Below are 21879 nucleotides of genomic sequence, written 5' to 3' on the forward strand. Positions count from 1 at the left end.
AGATAACCGCTTTTATATAATGTTTTATTTCAAATGTTATGGTCCTTACCTAAAGGATCTTGCCATCTATTCTTCGATTAAAATTTCATTCAAGACTTTTCCAATACTGCCATTGGGCACCTGAATTTTTAAAAGGTATGCTAATGTTGGAGCTATATCCGACATATGGGCCTGTTGGGAAGATCTTCCGTTCTTAATTCCCCATCCCATCCATAACATAGGGATCCTGGCGTCGTCCGGATTCCAAACCGAATGACCAGAACCTTTGGTTGTTAAGGACTTTGCATCGGCATTGAACACAAAATGAATGCCTCCGGTCCTTTCTGGATGATGGCTATTGATCATTCTTTGTTTTATTTGTTCTGGAATAGCCGCATCCCCAATCTTATTAAAATCGGCAACAAAAAGTATTTCTGGATTCCTTCTAAGATATCTCATGCAAATATCCCGCATCTCCTGTTCATCCAATTGGTGCTCATTAATCAATTTATAATCAAAACGTACCTGATTGTATCCCGTACTATTTACCAAACCATCAACTTGAAACCTTTTCTTTAACAATTCATTGAGGTCTTCTTTTAGATTGGACTTAACAGTATGTACAGGCAGCTTATTTTCATGTAGGAATTGCGGGTTGTGATTTGCTCCATGATCTGCGGTAAGGAAGATAGTATATTTGCCTTTTCCTATTTTTTGATCTAGATATTTAAAAAACGCTCCCAATTCTTTATCTAACCTAAGGTATGTATCCTCAACCTCCACCGAGTTTACTCCAAAGGTATGTCCAATAGCATCGGTAGAAGATAGGCTAATGGCCAATAGATCGGTATCTTCTCCTTTTCCTAAATTTTCCTTATCAATTGTCTCTTTTGCAAAATCGAGTAAAATACTATTGCCGTGTGGGGTAGTATAAATTACACTATAATCGTCCTTAGTGAACAATTTTGAGGTTTTTACTGGGAAAACGGCTTCGTCTTGACCCTTGAGCGTTCCTTCATAGGGTTTGTTATCGGCAGTGCTCTGGGTATAAGTTTTAATGTCATATAGGGTATTCCAATCCTTTTTTAAATATTTGGACGCGTAGTTTCTACCGTTAAAATTATCTACCCATTTTGGAAGTTCCTCCATATAATACGTACTGGAAACCCATTTTCCGGTCTTGGCTTCAAACCAATAGGCGGCATCTGCGGCATGGCCAGCAGGTAATATAGCCCCCCTATCTTTTAAAGAAATCCCAATAACTTTTGATCTAAAGTTGGTAGCCAATTTTAGTTCATCCCCAATGGTGTTAGATAACATATTCACCGGAGATCGCTTCCCATGATCCGAAGTGGTCCCTACGCTCTCTACCGATGCATCTCCTACGCAATTCACCGTTTCCCCGGTAGTATTAAAAGTAATGCTATTCCCTGTTATACCATGAATAGCAGGAACAGATCCCGTATAAACGGTACTATGACCAATTCCTGTAACCGTTGGAATGTAGTCTATATAAGTGTTTTCGTTAGAAAAGCCCTCCTTCAGTATTCTTTTAAAACCATCCGAACCATATCTCTCGTGAAATAGATATAAGTAATCCCATCGCATCTGATCTATCATAATTCCGACCACTAATTTTGGACGCGGAATGGGATCAGAATTGGTTTCGATCGGGGATGTAAATCCACTACTAATAAATAGGATAGCTAATGCCAGCAAACAACTTTTGAACTTCATAGTAACACAATTTGAATTGAAATGATAAAGAAAAACACATCTTATAGGGTCTATAAAATATAAAACCGAATGAAAGTACATAAATACGTTGAAATATGAAAATAAGGTATAATATTAAGCCCTGATTGATTAAGTCTTAATGTTGTATGATGTTAAACAAAAATCACTGTTTTAAGATTAAATTGTGCTCTAGAATTTAATATTATCGATTATTCAGAAAGGTCAAATAATAACATTATGGACACAATTGGATTAGTGACTGTTTAAAATAAGTACTTTAAAGATTGCGTTAGTAATAGTATGCCGATGCCGATTAATCCTATATATACATATTTTAAAAAAGCGCCATCTTGTAATTGATGGTTTAAATATCTACCTAGGAAAATGGTAGGGAGAATTATTGGGATAGAAATTAAAAAATAATAAGTTACGGTGGAGTTCCATAGTCCTTGGTACCAATAACCAACCATTCCAAAAATACTTGCGGGTAGAAAATAGGCTTGTAACGTAGCTCTAAACTGTTTGGCAGACCAATTACGCATATTTCCATACATTACAATTGGTGGGCCGTTTAATCCATATGCTCCCCCTAAAACACCTGAGAAAAATCCGCATAAAAATAGCCAAAGCTTATTGTCTGACCTTAACTTAAAATTATTCTTTGATAAAAGAGCGTATAGAGAATATAGGATAATGAGAATGCCCAAACCTGATTTAACCAGATTTTCATTTCCATAAATAAGTAAAAACAACCCTAATGGAATGCCTATAAATGCGAAAATAGTCAGCCATTTTGCACTTTTAAAATGTATTTGTTTTCGATCTTGTACCACTACAACCGTTGCAATTAAAACGGATGCGAGTACGGAAAGTGGAACAGCAACTTCAATAGGTATAAAAAAAATAAGTAAGGGGACTGCAACTAAAGATTCTCCAAACCCAAAGGTGGAACGGACTAAGGTGGCAACGAAAAGAATGACTAGTATGTAAGATGTTAAGCTATCCATGTTCTAAGGTGGCTAAACTAATAAATTTAAGGTTGAGAAAAGTAGGGTAATAGTAAAGCACAACCTAGTTATAACCTTGATTTTAATTATTCTTTTTTCATTTGTAATACTGCGTCTTATATTTTTACGGTACTTCCAAAGCTAGATGATTGTGAACAGTGATCTTCTCCATTAAAGTTTTTTTATCTTAGGGGATTGTTTGGATATCGTAAAGAGCAATATTCAATTGATGAACCTATAAATGAAAAATTAATATAATGAAAGTAAACGATTCTTTTGGTCCTAGACCTTATAAGGCGAACGATACCCGTTATGATAGTATGCAATACCGCCGTTGTGGCAATAGTGGTATTCTTATGCCCCTTATTTCCTTGGGTCTATGGCATAATTTTGGTCACACGAATGACTTGGAGACTGGACGCGGACTATTGCGTTGCGCTTTTGATAATGGTATAACCCATTTTGATTTGGCCAATAATTACGGTCCCCCTTATGGTGCTGCCGAAGAAAATTTTGGCCGACTCTTTAAAGAAGATTTTAAGCCTTATCGGGATGAGCTTTTAATTTCTAGTAAAGCTGGTTGGGATATGTGGCCCGGGCCGTACGGAAATTATGGATCCCGAAAATATTTGGTAGCATCTTGTAATCAGAGTCTTGAGCGAATGGGGCTAGAATATGTGGATATTTTTTACCATCATAGGCCCGATCCAGACACTCCCTTAGAGGAAACTATGGGAGCTCTACATCATTTGGTGCAAAGTGGGAAAGCACTTTATGCTGGTATTTCACAATATCCAGCAGCGTTAACTGCAAAAGCGGCAAAAATTATGAAGGACCTGGGAACGCCCTTATTAATTCATCAGCCTAGGTATAATATGTTAGACCGTTGGGTAGAGGATGGATTGCTACAGGAGTTGGAAAACCAGGGAATGGGTTCAATTGCCTTTTCCCCATTAGAACAAGGTATACTTACCAATAAGTATTTAAATGGCATCCCAAAAGATAGTCGCGCTAAAAAAGATGGGCGTTATCTTAAAGAAGAGCAAATAACACCAAGTTTATTGGAGCAGGTAGCCCAACTAAATGCCATTGCTAATAATAGGGGGCAGAGTCTTGCTCAAATGGCGATAGCATGGTTGTTAAAGGATGAACGGATCTCTACCGTACTTGTAGGGGTAAGTAGAGAAGAACAATTACTTGATAATATTGAGTCATTAAAAAATTTAAGTTTTTCTGAATCTGAATTAAATGATATAAAAAAGGTATTGGGGTAAAATTCCCCTGAACTAGTATGATTAAACTCCTTCCTTTGTATAGGGAAGGAGTTTTTTTGATTAAAGGGGCATTTAAGGTATACGATTTTTTTAGGATTTCGCTATAAGAAAATGCTCTTGAACAATTTTCCTTCGTAGTTTTTCTTCTATATTTTAGTAGGCATCACCAAGTTTTATGATGTATTCACGATTTTTTTTATGATTTTTCTTTCCCTTTCCTAAAATTAAATCGGATTGATCTTTTTTAGTTGACTGGGACAAAATTATTCTCAATAAGGGTTTTATTGGTTAGGTGGTGAGTGATAAGGTATTAGGTGTAACACCTAATTGAATCCCTATCAATAATTGAGCTGAATTTAATAGCTATATGTTTTTCCTGACCAAAACCTGACAAATCTCATTCTTTTAAGGTTTTAAAATCTGGAGTTTTGCTGCATATTATTAAAGCATATTATTAAAGCAAATTATTATGAGAAAATTTAATGTCAATAGGATCGTTACCGGAATGTTATTTATGGTCCTACTTTTTTCCAATACGCTTACAGCCCAGAAATACAACCTAGTAAACGGGGAGTCATCACTAGTTGTATTAGGTACTTCTAGTTTACACGATTGGGAGGTTACTGCCGAAAAGCAAACAGGCCTATTGGTCGTTACCAATGCAGAAACTGGAGCGTTAGGACAGCTAAGTATTGAGGTGATTGCAGAAAGCCTAAAAAGCGGAAAGTCGGCAATGGATAAAAACACCTATAAAGCCTTAAATACCAACAACCATAAAACAATTTTGTTCAAGCTATCCGAGGTAAAGGAGGTTAAACAGAATGGTACTGGAAAATTCAAAATGAAAACTTCAGGAGACCTAACTATTGCAGGGGTAAAGAAGGCTATATCGCTAGATTTGGATTTGGTGCTTATTGGTAACAAGGCAACGCTTAACGGAACTAAAAAGTTAAAAATGACCGATTTTAAAATCGACCCTCCTAAGGCTTTGTTAGGTACCATTACCACAGGTGATGACATCACCATAAAATTCAACACCGTATTAACTAAATAGAATTATAATTAATTAAAGATAGAAATATGAGATCAATTATTAAAAACGCGGTTTGTGCCACACTAGTTTTAGCCGGATTAGGCTTAAATGCACAAGATAGAAACTTAGACAATTATAGACAGCCCGATAAGAGGGGAATAAATGTTTTTGAGGCGCCAAAAGATTCAGTTTCCAATTTCGATGGATTGAAAGTAAGAATTGGGGGATCGTCTACCTTACAGTATCAGGCAGTAGATCATAGCAATTCTGGAGCTGTAGCCCTTAAAGATATTGGATACAATTTTAATTTGGCAACAGCGAACCTCGATTTGGATGTAGCTTTGTTTGATGGGATAAGAATGCATTTAAGAACCTATCTGTCATCCAGACACCATCCTGAACCATATGTTAAAGGAGGATATTTCCAGATAGACAAACTAGATTTTATCCGTGAAGGATTTATGGAAGAAGTAATGAAGTATGTAACCATTAAGGTGGGACATATGGAAAATAACTATGGAGATGCCCACTTTAGAAGAACGGATAATGCCCAGGCAATGTACAATCCTTTTGTAGGAAACCTTATTATGGATGCCTTTACTACTGAGGTAGGAGGGGAAGTTTACTTCCAAAAGAATGGATTTATAAGTATGGTAGGAATTTCCAATGGTAAACTGAATCAGGCTGTTAATGAAGTGGATGGATCAACAGGTGGAGCCTCTTTCTTGGCAAAATTAGGGTATGATAAACAGAGAACAGAAGATTTAAGATACCGAATCACTGGATCGGTATACACTACTGGATATGTGCCAAACTCTTATTTGTATAACGCAGACCGTGCTGGATCTAGATACTATTTTGTAATGGAAGATGAAAACGCTTCTACTAGCGGTAATTTCAGGTCAGGAAGATATAATCCAGACATGAGGAACCAAATAACAGCTTTTATGATCAATCCATTTGTAAAATATAGGGGATTGGAGTTTTTCGGAACTTTTGAGCATACCAGCGGAAAAGCGAATACCGAGACTTCCAAAAGAACAGCAACCCAATATGCTGGAGAATTGGTATACCGATTTGGCCATGATGAGAATTATTTCTTAGGAGGAAGATATAATGTGGTAAATGGAGAGGAAATGAGTGGCGATGACATAGAAATATCAAGATTCCAATTGGGAGCTGGTTGGTTTATGACAAAAAATATTCTTGCCAAAGTAGAATATGTTAACCAGCAATATAGTGGATACCCAACTACTAATATCCTAAATGATGGTGAGTTTAAAGGTTTGATGCTAGAGGCGGTTATTAGTTTTTAAATTTAAAGATTAAAATTAATTGGCCCGAGCGCGATCGGTTATTGTCGCTCGGGCCTATTAATAAGCTTAAAAAAATAGCCATTAAAACAATACAGATGAAGAAGATCTTGTACTTCGCTACATTATTTTTACTACTGGCCTTTACTAACAAAGATTCAATAATAAACCATACCACGGTTTATATCGCTCCGCAGAGCAGATTAATGATTTCTGGAACTACCAATGTCAATACTTTTAGTTGTGATTTTGATATGGATAGATTGGAAAAATCCGTTCCAATTTATTACGAAAAAGTAGGCGGGAAGTATATTTTTAAAAAAGCTACCCTAGTCTTGAACAACTCAGGTTTTAATTGTGGGAGCAAAGGAATAAATAGTGACTTTCATGAGCTGTTACAATCGGAAGCGTATCCACAAATAGTATTAAAGCTTAAACAGATAGAAGGAAACCTCTATAATGACTCTCCGATAAATGTTACTGTGGATATAAAAATTTCTGGCCATACAAATTCGTATACTATTCCCGTAAACCTATCAGAAGGTGGTCTTAGTAGTGTTTCTGGAACACTGAATTTAAGTTTGGGCGACTTTAAACTTAAGGCCCCTAAAAAAATGTTGGGACTCATTGTAGTTCACGATACTATCAGTATAGATTTTGATTTAGCATTGCAGATGGATTAGGATTTCCACTATAAGTGCTATCTGTAAAAAAAATATGGAGAACGTCCTTTTTTTTCTTAGGGTAGCTTTTCCAACATTTTTTCACTCGATAATCGAGATTTGAATGCTCGGAGTCTTGCCTGCCCATATCCATTTAGGCGGGCCTCAAAATCAATACGTTTTTCTCCTTTTAATGCCTTGTAGGCTTGCCCCGAGGTGGTTTGCTTTTTACCTTTTCCCATCTTCTCACCATAATCTATAAAAAATCCTTAGGATGTGGATGTGTCCAAGGTGCCCGATACTCCCGTTGCAAAAGGGCGGTAGCTTCCTCATCGTTTACTACTATAATTTTGTTGGGGTCATAGATCAACGGCCTACCAGTGGCCATGGATAGGTTAGCCAAAATACAACTTGCGGTAGAAATATGTCCTTCTCGGATATCGGCAATAGGCAACGTATTCTGGTCTATAGCCGCAAGGAAATCCAACATGTGAAGTCGTGTAGCCGGAGCCGCATTTAATTCAATATCCTTTTCGGTAAGGTCTTCTGGGTACTTCTCCTTCTCATAGATTACATCCCTATGTATTTTCTCTCCATCGCCATGAGGAATAAAATCGTATTTCATGGTACTGCCCATGAGTGTTCCTTTTTCGCCGTAGAGTTTAAACGCCCACGGATATTCGGGATCTGCTGGAGTGCCCCATGTACGGTGTTGCCATACGCAGTTTAGTTCTTCAAATTCAAAAATAGCGGTTTGTGTATCGGCAATATTGGATTTTCCCTCTTTCTGCACATAGATGCCTCCTGTAGCGCTTATTTTCTTTGGCCAGTCCAACTCTAGCATCCAGCGCACAGTGTCTAGCATATGCACACACATATCGCCCGTTATGCCATTTCCGTATTCCATAAACGCACGCCACCATCTTCTATGCGGGAGGCCGTCATACGGTCTAAGGGGAGCCGGACCTGTCCACATTTCATAATCCAAAAAATCGGGGATGGGTTGTAAGGGAGGGTTATCATTAGCTCTCATGTGGTAGTAACAGCACATTTCTACATGGGATACCTTTCCCAATAAGCCCGCATCCACAATATTCTTTTTTGCCTCTATAAGGTGGGGTGTGCTTTTCCTTTGCGTACCTACCTGTACAATCCTATTATATTTACGAGCTGCAGCCACCATAGCCTCGCCTTCTACCACATCGGTGCTTATGGGTTTTTGTACGTAAACATGGGCACCGGATTTCAGGGCCTCTATGGTCTGTAGCGCATGCCAATGGTCAGGAGTACCAATAATTACGATATCCAAATCCCTTTCTGCGAGCATTTTTCTATAATCCCTATACATTCTAGGCGTCTTTTTAGATTGTTGGCGCTGACTGATTAAGGCGGCCGCTTCAGTTAGTAGTTTATTATCTACATCGCAAATAGAAACCACGTTTACCTGTGTCACCTGCATCAGCCTAAATAGGTCGCTCTTACCGTACCAGCCAGTTCCAATGAGTCCTACGCGCCATGGCCTATTGCGGTGCATCAAATCAAATCCATAGGCGCCAAAAGATGAGAGTACCATGGAAGCAGTGGCCCCTTTTATAAAATTTCTCCTATTGATATTGAATATTTTTTGATCCATGGTTTTCAGATTTTATTGCTCTTTTACCTAGTTGGTAAGTGCTTAGATATAATATTTAAAGTTTGATTGTTGCAACGGGAATCGTGGTGCAACCGTTTAAAGATAGCAAAAAATGAAATACGGGGTACTTCCTACTTATTATTGTGAAGTTCTTTAATTTGGGCCATTATGTCGTCCATCATTTCTATTTGTATCTGCTGGATGGTCAATAACTCTTGCTGTTGGTGAATGATGAGGTGGTCTATTTTTTCATGCAGTATTCGTATTTCCAATTCTGATTTTAAATTGATCATATAATCTTGTTTTGCACGATCCCTGTCTTTTTCTTCCTGTCTGTTCTGACTCATCATTATTACAGGAGCTTGAAGGGCAGCTAAACAGGATAGAATTAAATTTAATAGGATAAAGGGGTAGGGATCAAATCCCTTATTGAACAAGAATATTATATTGATCATCATCCAAATAAGAATGAATATTCCAAAGAGGATTATAAACTTCCAACTCCCTCCGAAGCTTGCAACCTTATCTGCCAAACGTTGTCCAACGGTGTTGTTTTCCTGTTCTTCTAACACGTCCCTTTTGGTGGAAATAGTTTTTTCGTTGTGGATAGTTTGCAGCACGTCTTCTTCTAAAGTGGTGAGTTCCCCCACCTCACGGATGAGATATTCAGAAAGGTATTTTTGTCGGTATTGATTCAGTTCGGATACAGAAATAGTACTTTTATTACTAAGTATGGGATGTTCTTTTTTAATTAAATCGTATATCGATTTTCTGATCGTTTTTGCTGGAGCCTGCTCGCTGATGGGATATTCCTTTTGGGAAATTGCACTGATAAATGTTTTCATAGGTAAACTTTTATTGTTTTTTAACGGCCCTACCTGCCCGACTACGTGGTTCAGGCGGGTGCGCTTCGCATTTCTTGTTTTTTTTATTTGCGACAAGTGTTTGGTCACACTAATATTATAACTCAATGATTTATACCTTAAAAGTAATTCATTTTTAAGTCCGAATAAACTTAATATCACCGATTTACCCGTACCTTTAAGTAGGATTTCTTTTCTCTAATTAGTTGGTAGATGAAGAAAAAATTGAATCAACTGGAAGCTACCGCAATTTGCGGTAATGATATAAGCTCTTCTTGTTTATATGTGTCTGCATTGGCTATTGTCTATGCGGGACAATATGCTTGGATATCTCTTTTAATTGTAGCAGGGGTATTATATCTGTTTAGAGGGGTCTATGGAGAGGTAGTGGGTGCGCTCCCATTAAATGGGGGTGCCTACAATGCGCTTTTGAATACCACCAAAAAATCTACGGCTTCGTTGGCAGCTTCCTTAACCGTGCTTTCTTATATGGCCACCGCAGTTATATCTGCCAGTGAGGCGGTAAAATACGCCTATAGCATTTGGTCTGTGTTTCCTGTAGTCCCCGTAACTATAGGACTATTGGCAGTCTTTATGGGATTGGTCATTATTGGAATCGGGGAATCTTCTAAAGTTGCCATTATAATATTTGTTTTTCATCTTTTTTCCTTGACCCTCTTATGTGCCTACTGTATCCTATTTTTTATAGAAAACGGAGTGGATATTCTTTTGTCAAATTTTAGAACTCCGATAGAAGGAAGTGTTTTAAATGCGTTGTTCTTAGGGTTTTCAGCGGCCATGTTGGGGATAAGTGGCTTTGAAAGTTCGGCCAATTATGTGGAGGAGCAACAAGAGGGGGTGTTTCCTAAAACACTGCGTAATATGTGGATCGTAGTTACTGTTTTTAATCCGTTGATTGCTTTTTTGGCATTGGCAATTGTGCCGATGGCCAACATCAGTTCTAATCAAGATGCCTTATTATCGTATTTAGGCGGTGTGTCGGGAGGCAATTGGCTTTCCCTGCTGATTGGTATCGATGCGGCATTGGTTTTAAGTGGAGCGGTTCTTACTTCCTTTGTAGGGGTAGGCGGACTAATGGAGCGCATGGCCTTGGATAGAATTTTGCCAAAATTTATGTTAAAAAGAAACCAGAGGAGTAGCCCCTATATGATATATATTATATTCTTTATATTATGTGTTTCTATCTTATTGGTGACTAAAGGCAACCTCGCAAAACTGGCTGGGGTATATACTATTGCCTTTCTGTCCGTAATGGTTCTTTTTGGGATCGGAAATATGTTGCTGAAGATCAATCGTTCCAAATTACCTCGTCCTGAAAGAGCAAGCTGGCCAGGATTAATTTTGGCTATTTCTGCTGTTATGGTTGCTATGCTAGGGAATATTATCCTAAATCCTTATTATTTGATGATTTTTGCGGAATATCTAATTCCAACCTTATTTGTGGTATTCTTTATGTTGTACCGGACCGCTATATTTAAAATTATTTTGGTGGTTTTAACCTATGTATTTCCAGATAGGGGTCCTCTTTTTAAAACTTTACATCGACGCACCCAACGTATGCTTACCACAATAAATAAGCAGCAATTTGTCTTTTTCACCAAGCATGACGATGTAGCTACCTTAAACAAGGTAATGCTTTATATTACGCGGAACGAACCCACCAAGATTCTGAAAATTGTTGCTGTGTTAGATAAAAACGATACCATCCCTATCAGGTTAAAACAGGATATAGATGTGCTGAATAGAGCCTATCCAAAGATCAATATTCAATTTATTGTTGAGGAGGGAGTTTTTGGTCCCGCTAAAATTAAAGAGTTCTCCAAGCGATGGAGTATTCCCACAAATTTCATGTTTATAGGTTCTCCTAGTGACAAGTTTCCCCATAAAATTCAAGAATTAGGTGAGGTTAGGATGATTGTTTAATCGAACCTTACAGGGTTATCGCAGTAAGATCTTGAAAAGTTCATAGGGATAGCTCCTACCTTTACTTTATATACTTTACTGGGAATATTTATTTCTGCAGCACTTATTTCTCAATGCGCTGGGATTATTCTGCAACATCAAAGGAAATGGTATTCCCTATTTTCGTATATTTATATATAGCATGTTTGAATGGAAAAATGCTGCATCTAGGTAGAATTGGTCTCTCCCCATACCGTAATCAGGAAAAATAAAGCATAGAAAGTATGAGTTATATATCGGAAAATGTTATTCCCGGAAATTATGGAAAGATTTTTGGAACGGATGCCAAGGAATTAAAGGACTTGGAGTTGATTCAGAAGGAATTAATGAAGTTAGATGGTATTAAAGAAGTGATATTAATTGAAGGTTTCCCCAAAGAGTTTAAAGTCCACACTTCAAAAGCGGTACAGGTAACCGATATAGAAAAAAAGGTTAGCGCTTTGGGATTCCATTTGGTACCCAAGAGTTTTTTCTCCCTTTAATCTATGTTGGTTCTTAGCGCTTTGATTTTTAAATGTACCTAGGCCCAAATGTGATGTGCTAGTGGCATATATTGAATAAAATATATGGTTTATAATTTATGATTAAGAGATTAAAAGGCAGATACATATAAACCCGCCACTTGAGGAGTTTTTCTCATGTGGCGGGTTTTGTCTTACTCTATATCTGCTAATAAATTGGCTACTAGTGCTGTCCAGCCAGTTTGGTGTGACGCTCCGGCACCTCGACCGTTATCTCCGTCAAAATACTCGTAAAAGAGGACTAGATCGTTAAAATAGGGGTCTTTGTAGTACGCCTCATGTAGCTTGTGAATGGGGCGGTTTCCTTTAGCGTCTTTTTTAAACAAATGGGTGAGTCGAGTGCCTATTTCGTCGCTGATATCTTTTAGGTTCATCTTCTCATCGTTCCCCGTCGGAAAATTAAACGTAAACTTGTCTCCAAAATAACTGTGATATTCCCGTAGCGAATCTAAAAATAAATAATTCATTGGCATCCAAATGGGGCCTCTCCAATTGGAGTTGCCACCAAACAATCTAGTAGAGGACTCAGCGGGCTCATAATTAATACTATAATTAGTTCCTGCTATATTAATATTATAAGGTTTTTCATGGACTTTAGAAAGAGACCGTATACCGTGTGGGGACAAGAACTCTTTCTCGCTTAACATGCTATTCATCAATATGTTAATACGTTCTTTTGGCACTAGAGATAGGAGCACGTCTTCCCCTTCGTTAAACTCTTCCATTACTTGGTACTTGGACGTCCGAATACGGTGTGTTCTAAACCATTGCATACTTTTACGGAAGCGAGGGAGTTTTTCTAAGTATTCCTTCTTAATGTTCAACACTGCCGCAAGTGACAATAATCCAGAAATAGACCTTACTTTTATTTGGAACGCCTCACCATTGGGTAAGATTAGGTTGTCATAGAAAAAGCCATCGTGCTGGTCCCATGAACCTTTATATCCTTCTTTCATGGTATTTAACGCTTCCGCAATAAAGACAAAATGGCCAAAGTATTTCATAGCCATATCTTCAAAAGAATCGTCTTCCAAGGAGATTTCCAAGGCCATTTCTAACATATTAAGGCAGTAAAGGGCCATCCAAGAAGTACCATCTACCTGTTCCAATATTCCACCTCCGGGTACCCCGTTACTTCGGTCAAAAACTCCAATATTATCTAGACCTAAGAATCCGCCTTCAAAAACATTTTTTTCTTCCCTGTCTACCCTGTTTACCCACCAAGTGAAATTCAGGGCCAACTTGTTAAACATCCTTTTTAGAAATCGAACATCACCTTTACCGGTTTTCTTTTTTTCGATTTGAAAAACCTGTAGTGAGGCCCAAGCCTGTACGGGAGGGTTTACATCGCTAAAATTCCATTCGTATGCCGGGATTTGTCCACTGGGAGACATATACCATTCTTTTGTAAATAAGAGTAACTGCTCCTTGGCAAAATTGGCATCTACCAGCGCTATGGAAACACAGTGAAAGGCGGTGTCCCATGCTGCAAACCAAGGGTATTCCCATTTGTCCGGCATAGAAAGGATATCATGGATCCTTAGTGTTTGCCACTGGTTGTTCCTACCGTGATATCGACTAGGGGAAGGTGGGAATTCTTTAAAGTCACCTTCCAACCACTTTTCTACCTCATAATTATAGTATTGTTTAGACCATAAAAGTCCGGCGATAGCCTGTCTTTGGATCTCCAAGGATTCGTTATCGGAATCTGGAAAAGTAGCCTCTAAAAAGTCTTGTGATTCTTTTACTCGTTCTGAAAATATAGAATCGAAGTTTTCGTCAAATGGGCTTTCTAAGGAGCCATTAGTCAGTCTTAATTTTACGGTTTTGGTTTCGCCTGCATCAAGCTGCATTTTGTACATGGGAGCAAATTTGGTACCCTCTTGTTTCTTTTTAGCTTTGGTGAAATCGCCTTTGATTACCGTATCGTGGAAAAAATCTTTTTTATAGGGATGGTCATTGGGTTGTAAATAGAGTTTCTCCATGTTGGTCTCATTTTCTGTGAAGAGCAATTGGGAAGGCTCCTCAAAATACATATTGTATTTACCAACGTAAATATGATCTATGGATACATAGGGAACTCCATTTTTAACTTCTTTTTTTATGCTTGGTTTTTCTGGCATTCCTACAAAACTCCAGAAATTTCGTATCCACAAGGTGGGTAATAAATAGAGAGGAGCTGGTTTATCACTCCTATTGCTTACCGTTATTTTTATTAGGATGTCCTGCTCATCTGCTTTTGCATACTCAGTATAAATATCAAAATATTCGTTATTGTCGAAGATGCCGGTATCTAAAATTTCATATTCCAGATCATCCTTACTGCGCTTGCCATTCTCTTCTACTAGTTCTTTATAAGGGAATTCATTTTGTGGGTATTTATAAAGATGTTTCATATAGGAATGGGAAGGGGTATTTTCCAAATAGTAATAAAGTTCCTTTACATCTTCCCCGTGGTTTCCCTGTGGACCGGTAAGCCCAAAAAGGCGCTCCTTAAGAATAGTATCTTTTCCGTTCCATAGGGCCACACCAAAACATATATTACAATATCTGTCCGAGATACCTGCAATTCCATCTTCTCCCCAGCGATAGGTTCTACTGCGTGAGGAATCATGGGAAAAATAATTCCATGCATCTCCGCCTGGGCTATAATCTTCCCTTACTGTACCCCATTGACGCTCACTTAAATAAGGGCCCCATTTATGCCAATCTTTAGAATTGGCCAGGTTTTCCTCTAAGCGCTTCTCTTCCTTTGTTAGCTTATCTTTTTTCATCTACGCTTGCTCTTGATTATAAGGGAAGTTTCCCTTTATTAAGGAATAATCCGCTTATTTTTTTCGGCTCTAAAGATAACATTTGTTTGACAACTAAGAAATCTTATGTTTTCAAGTGGTAATCCCGATACTCTTTATCAATTAAAAATAACTTAGTAATACCTAAACGTCACCGTTTGAAGGGTTTTAAAAATATGGATAATAGGAATAGTGTAATTTTTTATGATCACTAACACGTAGATGTTTAAATTTAAAATGTAAATTGTACGGTTGCCATTAAATACTTATCTTAACAGCTTGTATTTAATCATATTGGTTTTATAGGTAAACCATAAAGCGGAATCTTGATATAACTTGATATAAAAACAATTAAACTTCTACGAATGAAAATTGATGACAATTCCAAAAAATCTACTGCCAATAAAAAAAATAGCAGAAGGGATTTCTGTAAGAGCAGTGCTTTGGTTACGGGAGCTATGATCTTGCCAGCTATGCAAATGAACGCTATGGTAAATGTAGCTAACGACAAAATGTTAAAAATTGCCTTAGTAGGTTGTGGTGGCCGTGGTACTGGAGCTGCTATACAGGCATTAAAGGCTGATCCAAATACGGAGCTGGTAGCTATGGCCGATGCATTTGAGGATAGGCTACAGGGAAGTTTAATTAATGTGAAAAAGGCTTTCGACGGTTCTAAAAGAGTGAATGTTCCCAAGGAAAATCAGTTTGTAGGATTTGAAGGGGCAGAAAAAGCAATGGCATTGGCCGATGTTGTTATTTTAGCAACCCCTCCTGGATTTAGGCCTCAACATTTTGAATTTGCCGTAAATGCAGGGAAACACGTCTTTATGGAAAAACCGGTAGCTACAGATGTGCCTGGGGTGCGTAAAGTATTAGCTGCAGCAAAGGTTGCCAAGGAGAAAAAGTTAAATGTTGTTGTGGGATTACAGCGACATTACCAGGACAACTATTTGGCCGGACTCCAGCAAATAAAGGAAAATAAGATCGGGAAAATTGTTTCCGGACAAGTATATTGGAACAGTGGTGGCGTATGGGTAAGGGAGAGACAGCCCGGACAATCCGAATTGGAATACCAAATGCGTAACTGGTATTATTTTAACTGGTTGTGCGGAGACCATATTTTGGAGCAGCACATCCACAATATTGATGTAGCCAACTGGTTTATTGGTGAATATCCTATTTCTGCTCAAGGTATGGGGGGAAGACAGGTACGTACCGGAAAGGATCATGGAGAGATTTATGACCATCACTTTGTAGAATATACCTATCCAAGTGGTGCGGTAATTGCTAGTCAGTGTAGGCACCATCCCGAAACAATGAGTAGGGTAGCGGAGGTGTTCCAAGGTACCAAGGGTACTATAGAGACTTATGGTGATAATACCTTTGTGAAAGACTATGAGGGCGGCGATATCTTTACCCATAGAGGAAAGGACGATCCTAATCCCTATCAAGTAGAACATGTAAAGCTATTTCAATCTATTAGGAACAAAGGAGTGATCAGTGATGCCGAAAACGGTGCTAAGAGTACTATGAGCGCCATTATAGGGCGAATGGCTACGTATTCTGGAAAGATTATTAAATTGGAAGAGGCAATGGAATCTAATATTGTTTTGGTTCCAGATAATTTAACATGGGATTCCCCAGCTCCAGTGCAGCCCAATGCAGATGGTACTTATAATATTCCAACCCCTGGTAAGACGGTGGTGATATAGTATATAGTAATCTACAAAATTAAGATCCCAAGTTTCTTATTAGTTAAGAGGACTTGGGATTTTTTTATGGTAAATGGTACGATTGCTAGCATGGCGTCATTTTATTGTTGAATTACAACTACACTAAGTTTTTTTAAAAATAAGTACTATACCCAAAGAATGTAAATTACATTAAAACGAGGTTGTGAATTAGTAAGTAAAAAGCCCTTACGTATTTTATTTGTAAGGGCTTTTTGCAAATTAAATTTTGCTGAGAATTAGCATCACCTACTATTGAGTTGGATTCTGTGTTAGTGTTCCAGGGTATGAGTTAATAGCATCTTGGGGGATATAGTATATAACTCGGAAGTCATTAGCTGAAATGTCCTCAAATTGATTGTGGGGACCTGGGTATTGACGTGTTAATTCTTTTCCATTACGGAATACATCATAACTTCTTTCTGCCTGGTAGGCTAGCTCTAATTGACGTTCTTTATCAATACGTGTACTTGCATTAGTGGCATCTAGGCTATTATATCCACCATTTTCAATAGCACGTTCCCTAATCATATTTAAATCATTTAGGGCAGCTTCATAATTTCCTAATTTAGCATATGCTTCAGCACGGTTCAGGTAAACTTCACCCAAACGGCTAATGACCGGAGAATGCAAGTGAGATTCCTCTCCTTCACGAGATGCTTTGGTGATGTAGAACTGTGGATACACACGATTAAGGGTAATAAAGTTATCAATAACTCCCCTATACGTCTTTCCATCTTTATATAAAATGGAATAAATTTCCTGCTCGGTATCAATAGGAGTCAGGATATAGGTGTTGTCTCCTTCTTTACAGCTTATGACGCCAGCGGTACGACTAATCGCTGCTTGAACGTAATTTAAACTTCCATTATCATCCTTGATGAAACGGAACACCTCTTTAAATTCTCCTGTGTTGGCATCCTTTGAGTAGGTGGGCTCAATAAAGGCAGCACGTGCATCTACCATATTGTAGCTGTCTGGACGCCAATCATTTCGACCAGTTTCGTTTAATAAAGCGATATATTTGGCACTAGCGTACATTTCACCCCAGCCCATACCACCTAGGTTGGCATACATTCCTCCAACCCCATAGTAGTGATCGAATCCAGAAAATTCCGAAGCTACACGTTTAATAGCGAAAATGGTTTCTTCATTATTTTCAGGGATAAAAGTATTGTACTTCATAAACTCTTCCCTTGGCAATAACGAATACTTTCCAGAATTGATCACTTTATCCGCATAGTCAACTGCAAGCTGTGCATATGCTGTATTTGGTGATGTATAGGTACCACTCATAAAGAGATAAATACGAGAAAGCATGGCCTGAGCCGCTTCTTTGGAAGCATATATGGGAACTTTGTCCAAATTGAGCAATTCTTCTGCCTTCTTTAGATCGCTGATGGCTTGCTCGTACGATTCCTTAACAGTAGCACGATCCTCTAGCTCCAAATTAATTACGTCATCTGGAGTACCGTTAACAATAGGTACACCTAAATTTGTTTCTGGGTTTTGATAATAAGGACGACCAAATGCACGGGTTAGGTAAAAATACATCATCCCACGCACGTAGTAAGATTCCCCTATTTTATTATCTATTTCTGGACTCTGTCCCTCGTCAATCATAGCAATGATATTAGACGCCTGTGCAATAGCTTTATATCCCGAATTCCAAAACTGGGTTAAACGATAGTTATTTGGTGTACGGGAATAGGAAATAAATTCGTAAAATGCATCTGTAGAGGACCCACGTATCATCATATTATCTCCGGCATATTCCCCCATACGATGCATAGGGTCTGACCATGCTTTTAACTGAGCGTACATTCCGTTTAGTAATGATTCTAAGGAAGCATCAGGATCTTGAACAATTGTCTCTGAGTCCATACTTCCATAGGGATAGCGGTCAATATCACAGGCAGAAAGTCCTGCGAAAGCTACTATGGCTATAATTATTTTTTTCATGTTGTTTCTATTTAAAATTTCAAGTTAAGTCCAAGCATAAATTTACGTGTCGCCGGATATACCCCTGGTCCTGTGGATCCCATAATTGCTCCATTATCATTAACTGGGATTTCAGGATCTACCCCGGAATAATCGGTGATAGTGAATAAGTTTTCCCCAGTGAATGAAATACGTAAGTTTTCAATTTTATACTGGCTTAGATCAAGATTGTAACCCAAAGTAAGTGAGCGCATCTTTAAAAAATCACTTTTCTCCAGAAAACGGGTGGAGGTAGCATTTCCTTTATCTTGGTTATTGTACCTCGCTATAGGATGCGTAGCTATATCGCCAGGCTTTTCCCAACGGCTCCATCCCGGTCTAAGTCGCATTTGGTTACGATCTGTATAGGTTCCGTCTGAGTCGTATTCTTGTCGGGAATAGTTATAGATTTTTCCGCCGATAGAATAGCCGAATACTGCGTTGATATCGAATCGCTTATAAGATAATGCAGTAGTAAAACCTCCAAAAAGATCGGGAGAAACTTTTCCGGTTTTTTCAAAGGTAGCTTCGGAATAGTTGGAAGTGGTAGTTCTAGACAGTTCGTTACCTTCATTGTCTCTTTCTACTTTGTACCACATTGGTAACCCGCTTTCCGTATTTACCCCTGCCCATTCTTTTAAATAATAGGTATCTACGGGACGACCAGGCTCTAACATTCGCTGTGCTGAACCAGCAATTCCCAGGCCATCGCTAATGATTATAGGTCTAACAACATAATTTCCGTTAGCATCTTTTGTCTTATATAGCTTTGTTAGTTTATTTGCGTTGTGGCCCAAGTTCACATCTAGGCTCCAGATAAGATCGTCTGTTCGGATAATATCACCCCCAAAGGCAATCTCAATTCCTTTGTTCTCCATTTCTCCAATGTTCTGCCAAATACTAGTAACCCCGGTTAATCCAGTAACGGGAACTTGGTACAGAATATTATCTGTGTTTTTCTCATAGTAGTCTACCGTAAGTCTTGCACGATCATTAAAAAATCTAGCGTCAACACCAACACCACTGGTAAATGTTTTCTCCCAGGTTAGGTCTTTGTTTCCAATTTGACTGATGAGTGCACCCGGATTTTCATTGTATCCTGCCCCTGTTGAAACGGCATATAGGTCATATTGTGGATATAGGGAACTTGGACGGTTACCTACGGAACCGTAAGCTACACGTAATTTTAGCGCATCTACCCAATCTGCTTTAAACCACTCTTCTTGGTCTATATTCCATCCTCCACTTACAGAAAAGAAGTTGCCATACTTTGCATTGTCACCAAAATTTGAGGCTCCATCTCTACGAAAGGAGACTTGCCCCATGTATTTACTATCATAAGAATAATTCGCATTTAAAAGTACAGACTGCACAGCCCACTCGTTTATACCACCTTTGGTACGTTCGGGTTTGGACGCTACGTCTAACACTTCAAAACCAGGAATAAACCCTGTTCCATATACATCTAGGGTTTCACTTCTGTAATCATTAAATTCATAGGCAACCAATCCGTTTAGATAGTGCTTATCCCAATTTTTATTGAATCGCAAAATCTGGTTGGTATACTGTCGGGTGTATTCCGATCTGTAGTCTGTAATTCGTCCGCCTACGCTTTCGCCTCCGTTAGAACGGGGATCGGTGTATCCTTTTGCTTTGTAACTGTTGTAGCGTATGTTATTAACAGATGAGAAAGTTAACCAGTCGGTCAATTTGATATCAAAATCAAAATTCCCCATAAATTCATAGTTTTTATTGGCGGAGTGATTCCACTGAAGGTCGTACAAGTAGTTGGTACTGGCACTATTTACCCACCCATTATGACGATGGGGAACTAAGTTACCGTTTTCGTCGAAAGGACTATCCCATGGCAAATTGGAGTACATAGCCGTAGTAGAATATTGTTTGTCTTCCACATCGCGAAGCGATCCTACCAAGGCGGGTTTTACGGTTAACCAATCGAAAGGTTTGTATTCTGTTTTAAAGCGGAAATTGTAACGCTTATAATCATATCCTTTTACGGCCCCTTGCTCATCATATAATCCTACGGACATAAAAGAGCGTAGTGTTTCGGAACCACCTTCAATAGAAACATTGTAATTCCGTGTTAAACCACTTTGAGTTGCAAGATTCCACCAGTCGAAATTGCTATTACGCAAGTCGGCGTTCCAGCGAGGAAAGGATATTTGGTCGGCATTGGAGAAGGATGCATATGTATCGTACAATTCTGCCCCGTTCATCATTTTGACATTACCATTGTTAAGTTGGCTGAAACCTAATTTAGAGGACACATTTATTGTTGTTTTTCCCAAGTTAGCTCTCTTGGTAGTTACTACAATTACTCCATTTGCTCCCTGAGATCCGTAAATAGAAGTTGAAGCTGCATCTTTTAGAATGGTCATGGACTCAATATCTTCTGGGTTCAGTTCACCTGCTCCAGACCCAACAATAACACCATCTATAACCCAGAGGGGGCTAGTAGTTCCGCTTAGGGTAGCCTGTCCTCGTATAACTACACCACCTCTAGAACCAGGTCTTCCTGATCCTGGCGCTACAAATACGCCGGGAGCCTTTCCATTTAGCATATTTTCAACTGAAGGTGTAGTGACGTTACGTAATTCCTCACCTTTAACGGTTTGTAAAGATCCGGTTAGGCTTTCTCTTTTTTGAGTGCTATATCCTACAACCACTACTTCATCTAATAGCGCTGCATCTTCAACTAGGTTAATATTGAGATTGGTCTGATCTGTAATAGTAATTTCTTGAGATAAATAGCCAAGGGAGCTAAATTCCAATATGCTTCCGCTAGTAACATTGATGGAATAATTTCCGTCAAAATCCGTTGCAACTCCATTGGTTGTGTTTTTCTCAACTACATTAACTCCTGGAATTGGAGTGGCTGAACTTGCGTCTGTAACCACTCCCGTTATGCTAATTTCCTGAGCCTGAGCCGTAAAGGTGAAGGATAGCATAAGTAGGAATAATCCTTTATTAATTAATTTTCTCATTGTTTAGTTTAATTTGATTTTGTGTCAATTTTTAAAAGGTGAATAATTTAAGTGTTCATTAATAGTGATGTGTTCTTCATTGTTAATAATTGATTTTATTGATGGTTTACAAAAAATACAGGACTAAGTTAGATTTAGAAATACACCCCCATTTTATGCAATGGGATATGAATTCTGACAGAAAAAAGTCGTAAAGCTGTACAATTTTTCAATGTTTACCAAATTCTAATACGTTATTTTGACCCTGTTTTGAGAAGACTTCTTTGCTTAAATTCTCGGTTAACTAAATTTTATAAGGTTTTCTGGTTCTGGCTCTTTTTAAGCAATAGGTAGCAATTCCTATGAGTTCTGGAATAAAAAAAATGGT

15 protein-coding genes are annotated in these 21879 nt (G+C 38.4%); 7 read left to right on the forward strand and 8 right to left on the reverse strand.

The window, feature by feature from the left end; translation table 11 throughout:
- Positions 1-66: 66 nt before the first annotated feature.
- Positions 67-1716, reverse strand: a complete 1650-nt coding sequence (pafA, locus tag G466_RS0105650) for an alkaline phosphatase PafA (protein WP_026812784.1) — start codon at positions 1714-1716, stop codon at positions 67-69.
- A gap of 263 nt (positions 1717-1979) precedes the next feature.
- Complete coding sequence (locus G466_RS0105655) at positions 1980-2723, reverse strand: sulfite exporter TauE/SafE family protein (RefSeq protein WP_026812785.1); 744 nt, start codon at positions 2721-2723, stop codon at positions 1980-1982.
- A 257-nt stretch (positions 2724-2980) separates the two neighbouring features.
- Between G466_RS0105655 and mgrA the strand changes: the two genes are divergently transcribed.
- The 4 genes from mgrA to G466_RS0105675 all read left to right on the forward strand — a co-directional run bounded on the left by mgrA (position 2981) and on the right by G466_RS0105675 (position 7026).
- Positions 2981-3997, forward strand: coding sequence for an L-glyceraldehyde 3-phosphate reductase (gene mgrA, locus G466_RS0105660; protein ID WP_026812786.1), 1017 nt, complete (start codon positions 2981-2983; stop codon positions 3995-3997).
- A 469-nt stretch (positions 3998-4466) separates the two neighbouring features.
- Positions 4467-5051 (forward strand): YceI family protein, encoded by a 585-nt coding sequence (locus G466_RS0105665; RefSeq protein WP_026812787.1) that lies wholly within the window; start codon positions 4467-4469, stop codon positions 5049-5051.
- A gap of 26 nt (positions 5052-5077) precedes the next feature.
- The gene (locus G466_RS0105670; RefSeq protein WP_026812788.1) at positions 5078-6346 is read left to right on the forward strand and encodes a hypothetical protein; all 1269 of its coding nucleotides are present in this window, start codon (positions 5078-5080) and stop codon (positions 6344-6346) included.
- Positions 6347-6441: 95 nt separating this feature from the next.
- Entirely contained in the window at positions 6442-7026 is a 585-nt protein-coding gene (locus G466_RS0105675; RefSeq protein WP_026812789.1) for a YceI family protein, read from the forward strand.
- 56 nt (positions 7027-7082) lie between these two features.
- Here G466_RS0105675 and G466_RS23765 read toward each other — a convergent pair whose 3' ends face one another.
- From G466_RS23765 to G466_RS0105690, 3 genes are all read right to left on the reverse strand, one after another.
- Positions 7083-7247: a hypothetical protein gene (locus tag G466_RS23765; protein WP_157373811.1), complete on the reverse strand. Its 165-nt coding sequence runs from the start codon at positions 7245-7247 to the stop codon at positions 7083-7085.
- Positions 7248-7261: 14 nt separating this feature from the next.
- A complete protein-coding gene (locus G466_RS0105685; RefSeq protein WP_026812790.1) occupies positions 7262-8638 on the reverse strand; it encodes a Gfo/Idh/MocA family protein in 1377 nt (458 codons plus the stop codon).
- A 131-nt stretch (positions 8639-8769) separates the two neighbouring features.
- On the reverse strand, positions 8770-9483 hold the full coding sequence (locus tag G466_RS0105690; protein WP_026812791.1) for a DUF1003 domain-containing protein: 714 nt from the start codon (positions 9481-9483) through the stop codon (positions 8770-8772).
- Positions 9484-9714: 231 nt separating this feature from the next.
- Here G466_RS0105690 and G466_RS0105695 point away from each other — a divergent pair, with 231 nt between their 5' ends.
- On the forward strand, positions 9715-11445 hold the full coding sequence (locus tag G466_RS0105695; RefSeq protein WP_026812792.1) for an APC family permease: 1731 nt from the start codon (positions 9715-9717) through the stop codon (positions 11443-11445).
- 263 nt (positions 11446-11708) lie between these two features.
- Complete coding sequence (locus G466_RS0105700) at positions 11709-11966, forward strand: hypothetical protein (RefSeq protein ID WP_026812793.1); 258 nt, start codon at positions 11709-11711, stop codon at positions 11964-11966.
- Between the two features lie 173 nt (positions 11967-12139).
- On the opposite strand, the gene G466_RS0105705 is transcribed toward G466_RS0105700, so the two are convergent.
- A complete protein-coding gene (locus G466_RS0105705) occupies positions 12140-14779 on the reverse strand; it encodes an MGH1-like glycoside hydrolase domain-containing protein (RefSeq protein WP_026812794.1) in 2640 nt (879 codons plus the stop codon).
- Between the two features lie 383 nt (positions 14780-15162).
- Between G466_RS0105705 and G466_RS0105710 the strand changes: the two genes are divergently transcribed.
- Positions 15163-16509 (forward strand): Gfo/Idh/MocA family protein, encoded by a 1347-nt coding sequence (locus G466_RS0105710; protein ID WP_026812795.1) that lies wholly within the window; start codon positions 15163-15165, stop codon positions 16507-16509.
- Positions 16510-16779: 270 nt separating this feature from the next.
- Here G466_RS0105710 and G466_RS0105715 read toward each other — a convergent pair whose 3' ends face one another.
- Together G466_RS0105715 and G466_RS0105720 are read right to left on the reverse strand one after the other, a co-directional pair.
- The gene (locus tag G466_RS0105715) at positions 16780-18489 is read right to left on the reverse strand and encodes a RagB/SusD family nutrient uptake outer membrane protein (RefSeq protein ID WP_026812796.1); all 1710 of its coding nucleotides are present in this window, start codon (positions 18487-18489) and stop codon (positions 16780-16782) included.
- A gap of 11 nt (positions 18490-18500) precedes the next feature.
- A complete protein-coding gene (locus tag G466_RS0105720) occupies positions 18501-21512 on the reverse strand; it encodes a SusC/RagA family TonB-linked outer membrane protein (protein WP_084418750.1) in 3012 nt (1003 codons plus the stop codon).
- Positions 21513-21879: the final 367 nt, after the last annotated feature.

It is taken from the genome of Arenibacter certesii DSM 19833, from assembly GCF_000429545.1.
In the GTDB taxonomy this organism is placed as follows: Bacteria; Bacteroidota; Bacteroidia; order Flavobacteriales; family Flavobacteriaceae; genus Arenibacter; species Arenibacter certesii.

Coding starts and splice junctions, on each gene's coding strand:
- G466_RS0105690 (WP_026812791.1), bottom strand. CDS start 9,483: ATGAAAACATTTATCAGTGCAATTTCCCAAAAGGAATATCCCATCAGC.
- G466_RS0105675 (WP_026812789.1), top strand. CDS start 6,442: ATGAAGAAGATCTTGTACTTCGCTACATTATTTTTACTACTGGCCTTT.
- G466_RS0105685 (WP_026812790.1), bottom strand. CDS start 8,638: ATGGATCAAAAAATATTCAATATCAATAGGAGAAATTTTATAAAAGGG.
- G466_RS0105710 (WP_026812795.1), top strand. CDS start 15,163: ATGAAAATTGATGACAATTCCAAAAAATCTACTGCCAATAAAAAAAAT.
- pafA (WP_026812784.1), bottom strand. CDS start 1,716: ATGAAGTTCAAAAGTTGTTTGCTGGCATTAGCTATCCTATTTATTAGT.
- mgrA (WP_026812786.1), top strand. CDS start 2,981: ATGAAAGTAAACGATTCTTTTGGTCCTAGACCTTATAAGGCGAACGAT.
- G466_RS23765 (WP_157373811.1), bottom strand. CDS start 7,247: ATGGGAAAAGGTAAAAAGCAAACCACCTCGGGGCAAGCCTACAAGGCA.
- G466_RS0105705 (WP_026812794.1), bottom strand. CDS start 14,779: ATGAAAAAAGATAAGCTAACAAAGGAAGAGAAGCGCTTAGAGGAAAAC.
- G466_RS0105695 (WP_026812792.1), top strand. CDS start 9,715: ATGAAGAAAAAATTGAATCAACTGGAAGCTACCGCAATTTGCGGTAAT.
- G466_RS0105720 (WP_084418750.1), bottom strand. CDS start 21,512: ATGAGAAAATTAATTAATAAAGGATTATTCCTACTTATGCTATCCTTC.
- G466_RS0105670 (WP_026812788.1), top strand. CDS start 5,078: ATGAGATCAATTATTAAAAACGCGGTTTGTGCCACACTAGTTTTAGCC.
- G466_RS0105655 (WP_026812785.1), bottom strand. CDS start 2,723: ATGGATAGCTTAACATCTTACATACTAGTCATTCTTTTCGTTGCCACC.
- G466_RS0105665 (WP_026812787.1), top strand. CDS start 4,467: ATGAGAAAATTTAATGTCAATAGGATCGTTACCGGAATGTTATTTATG.
- G466_RS0105715 (WP_026812796.1), bottom strand. CDS start 18,489: ATGAAAAAAATAATTATAGCCATAGTAGCTTTCGCAGGACTTTCTGCC.
- G466_RS0105700 (WP_026812793.1), top strand. CDS start 11,709: ATGAGTTATATATCGGAAAATGTTATTCCCGGAAATTATGGAAAGATT.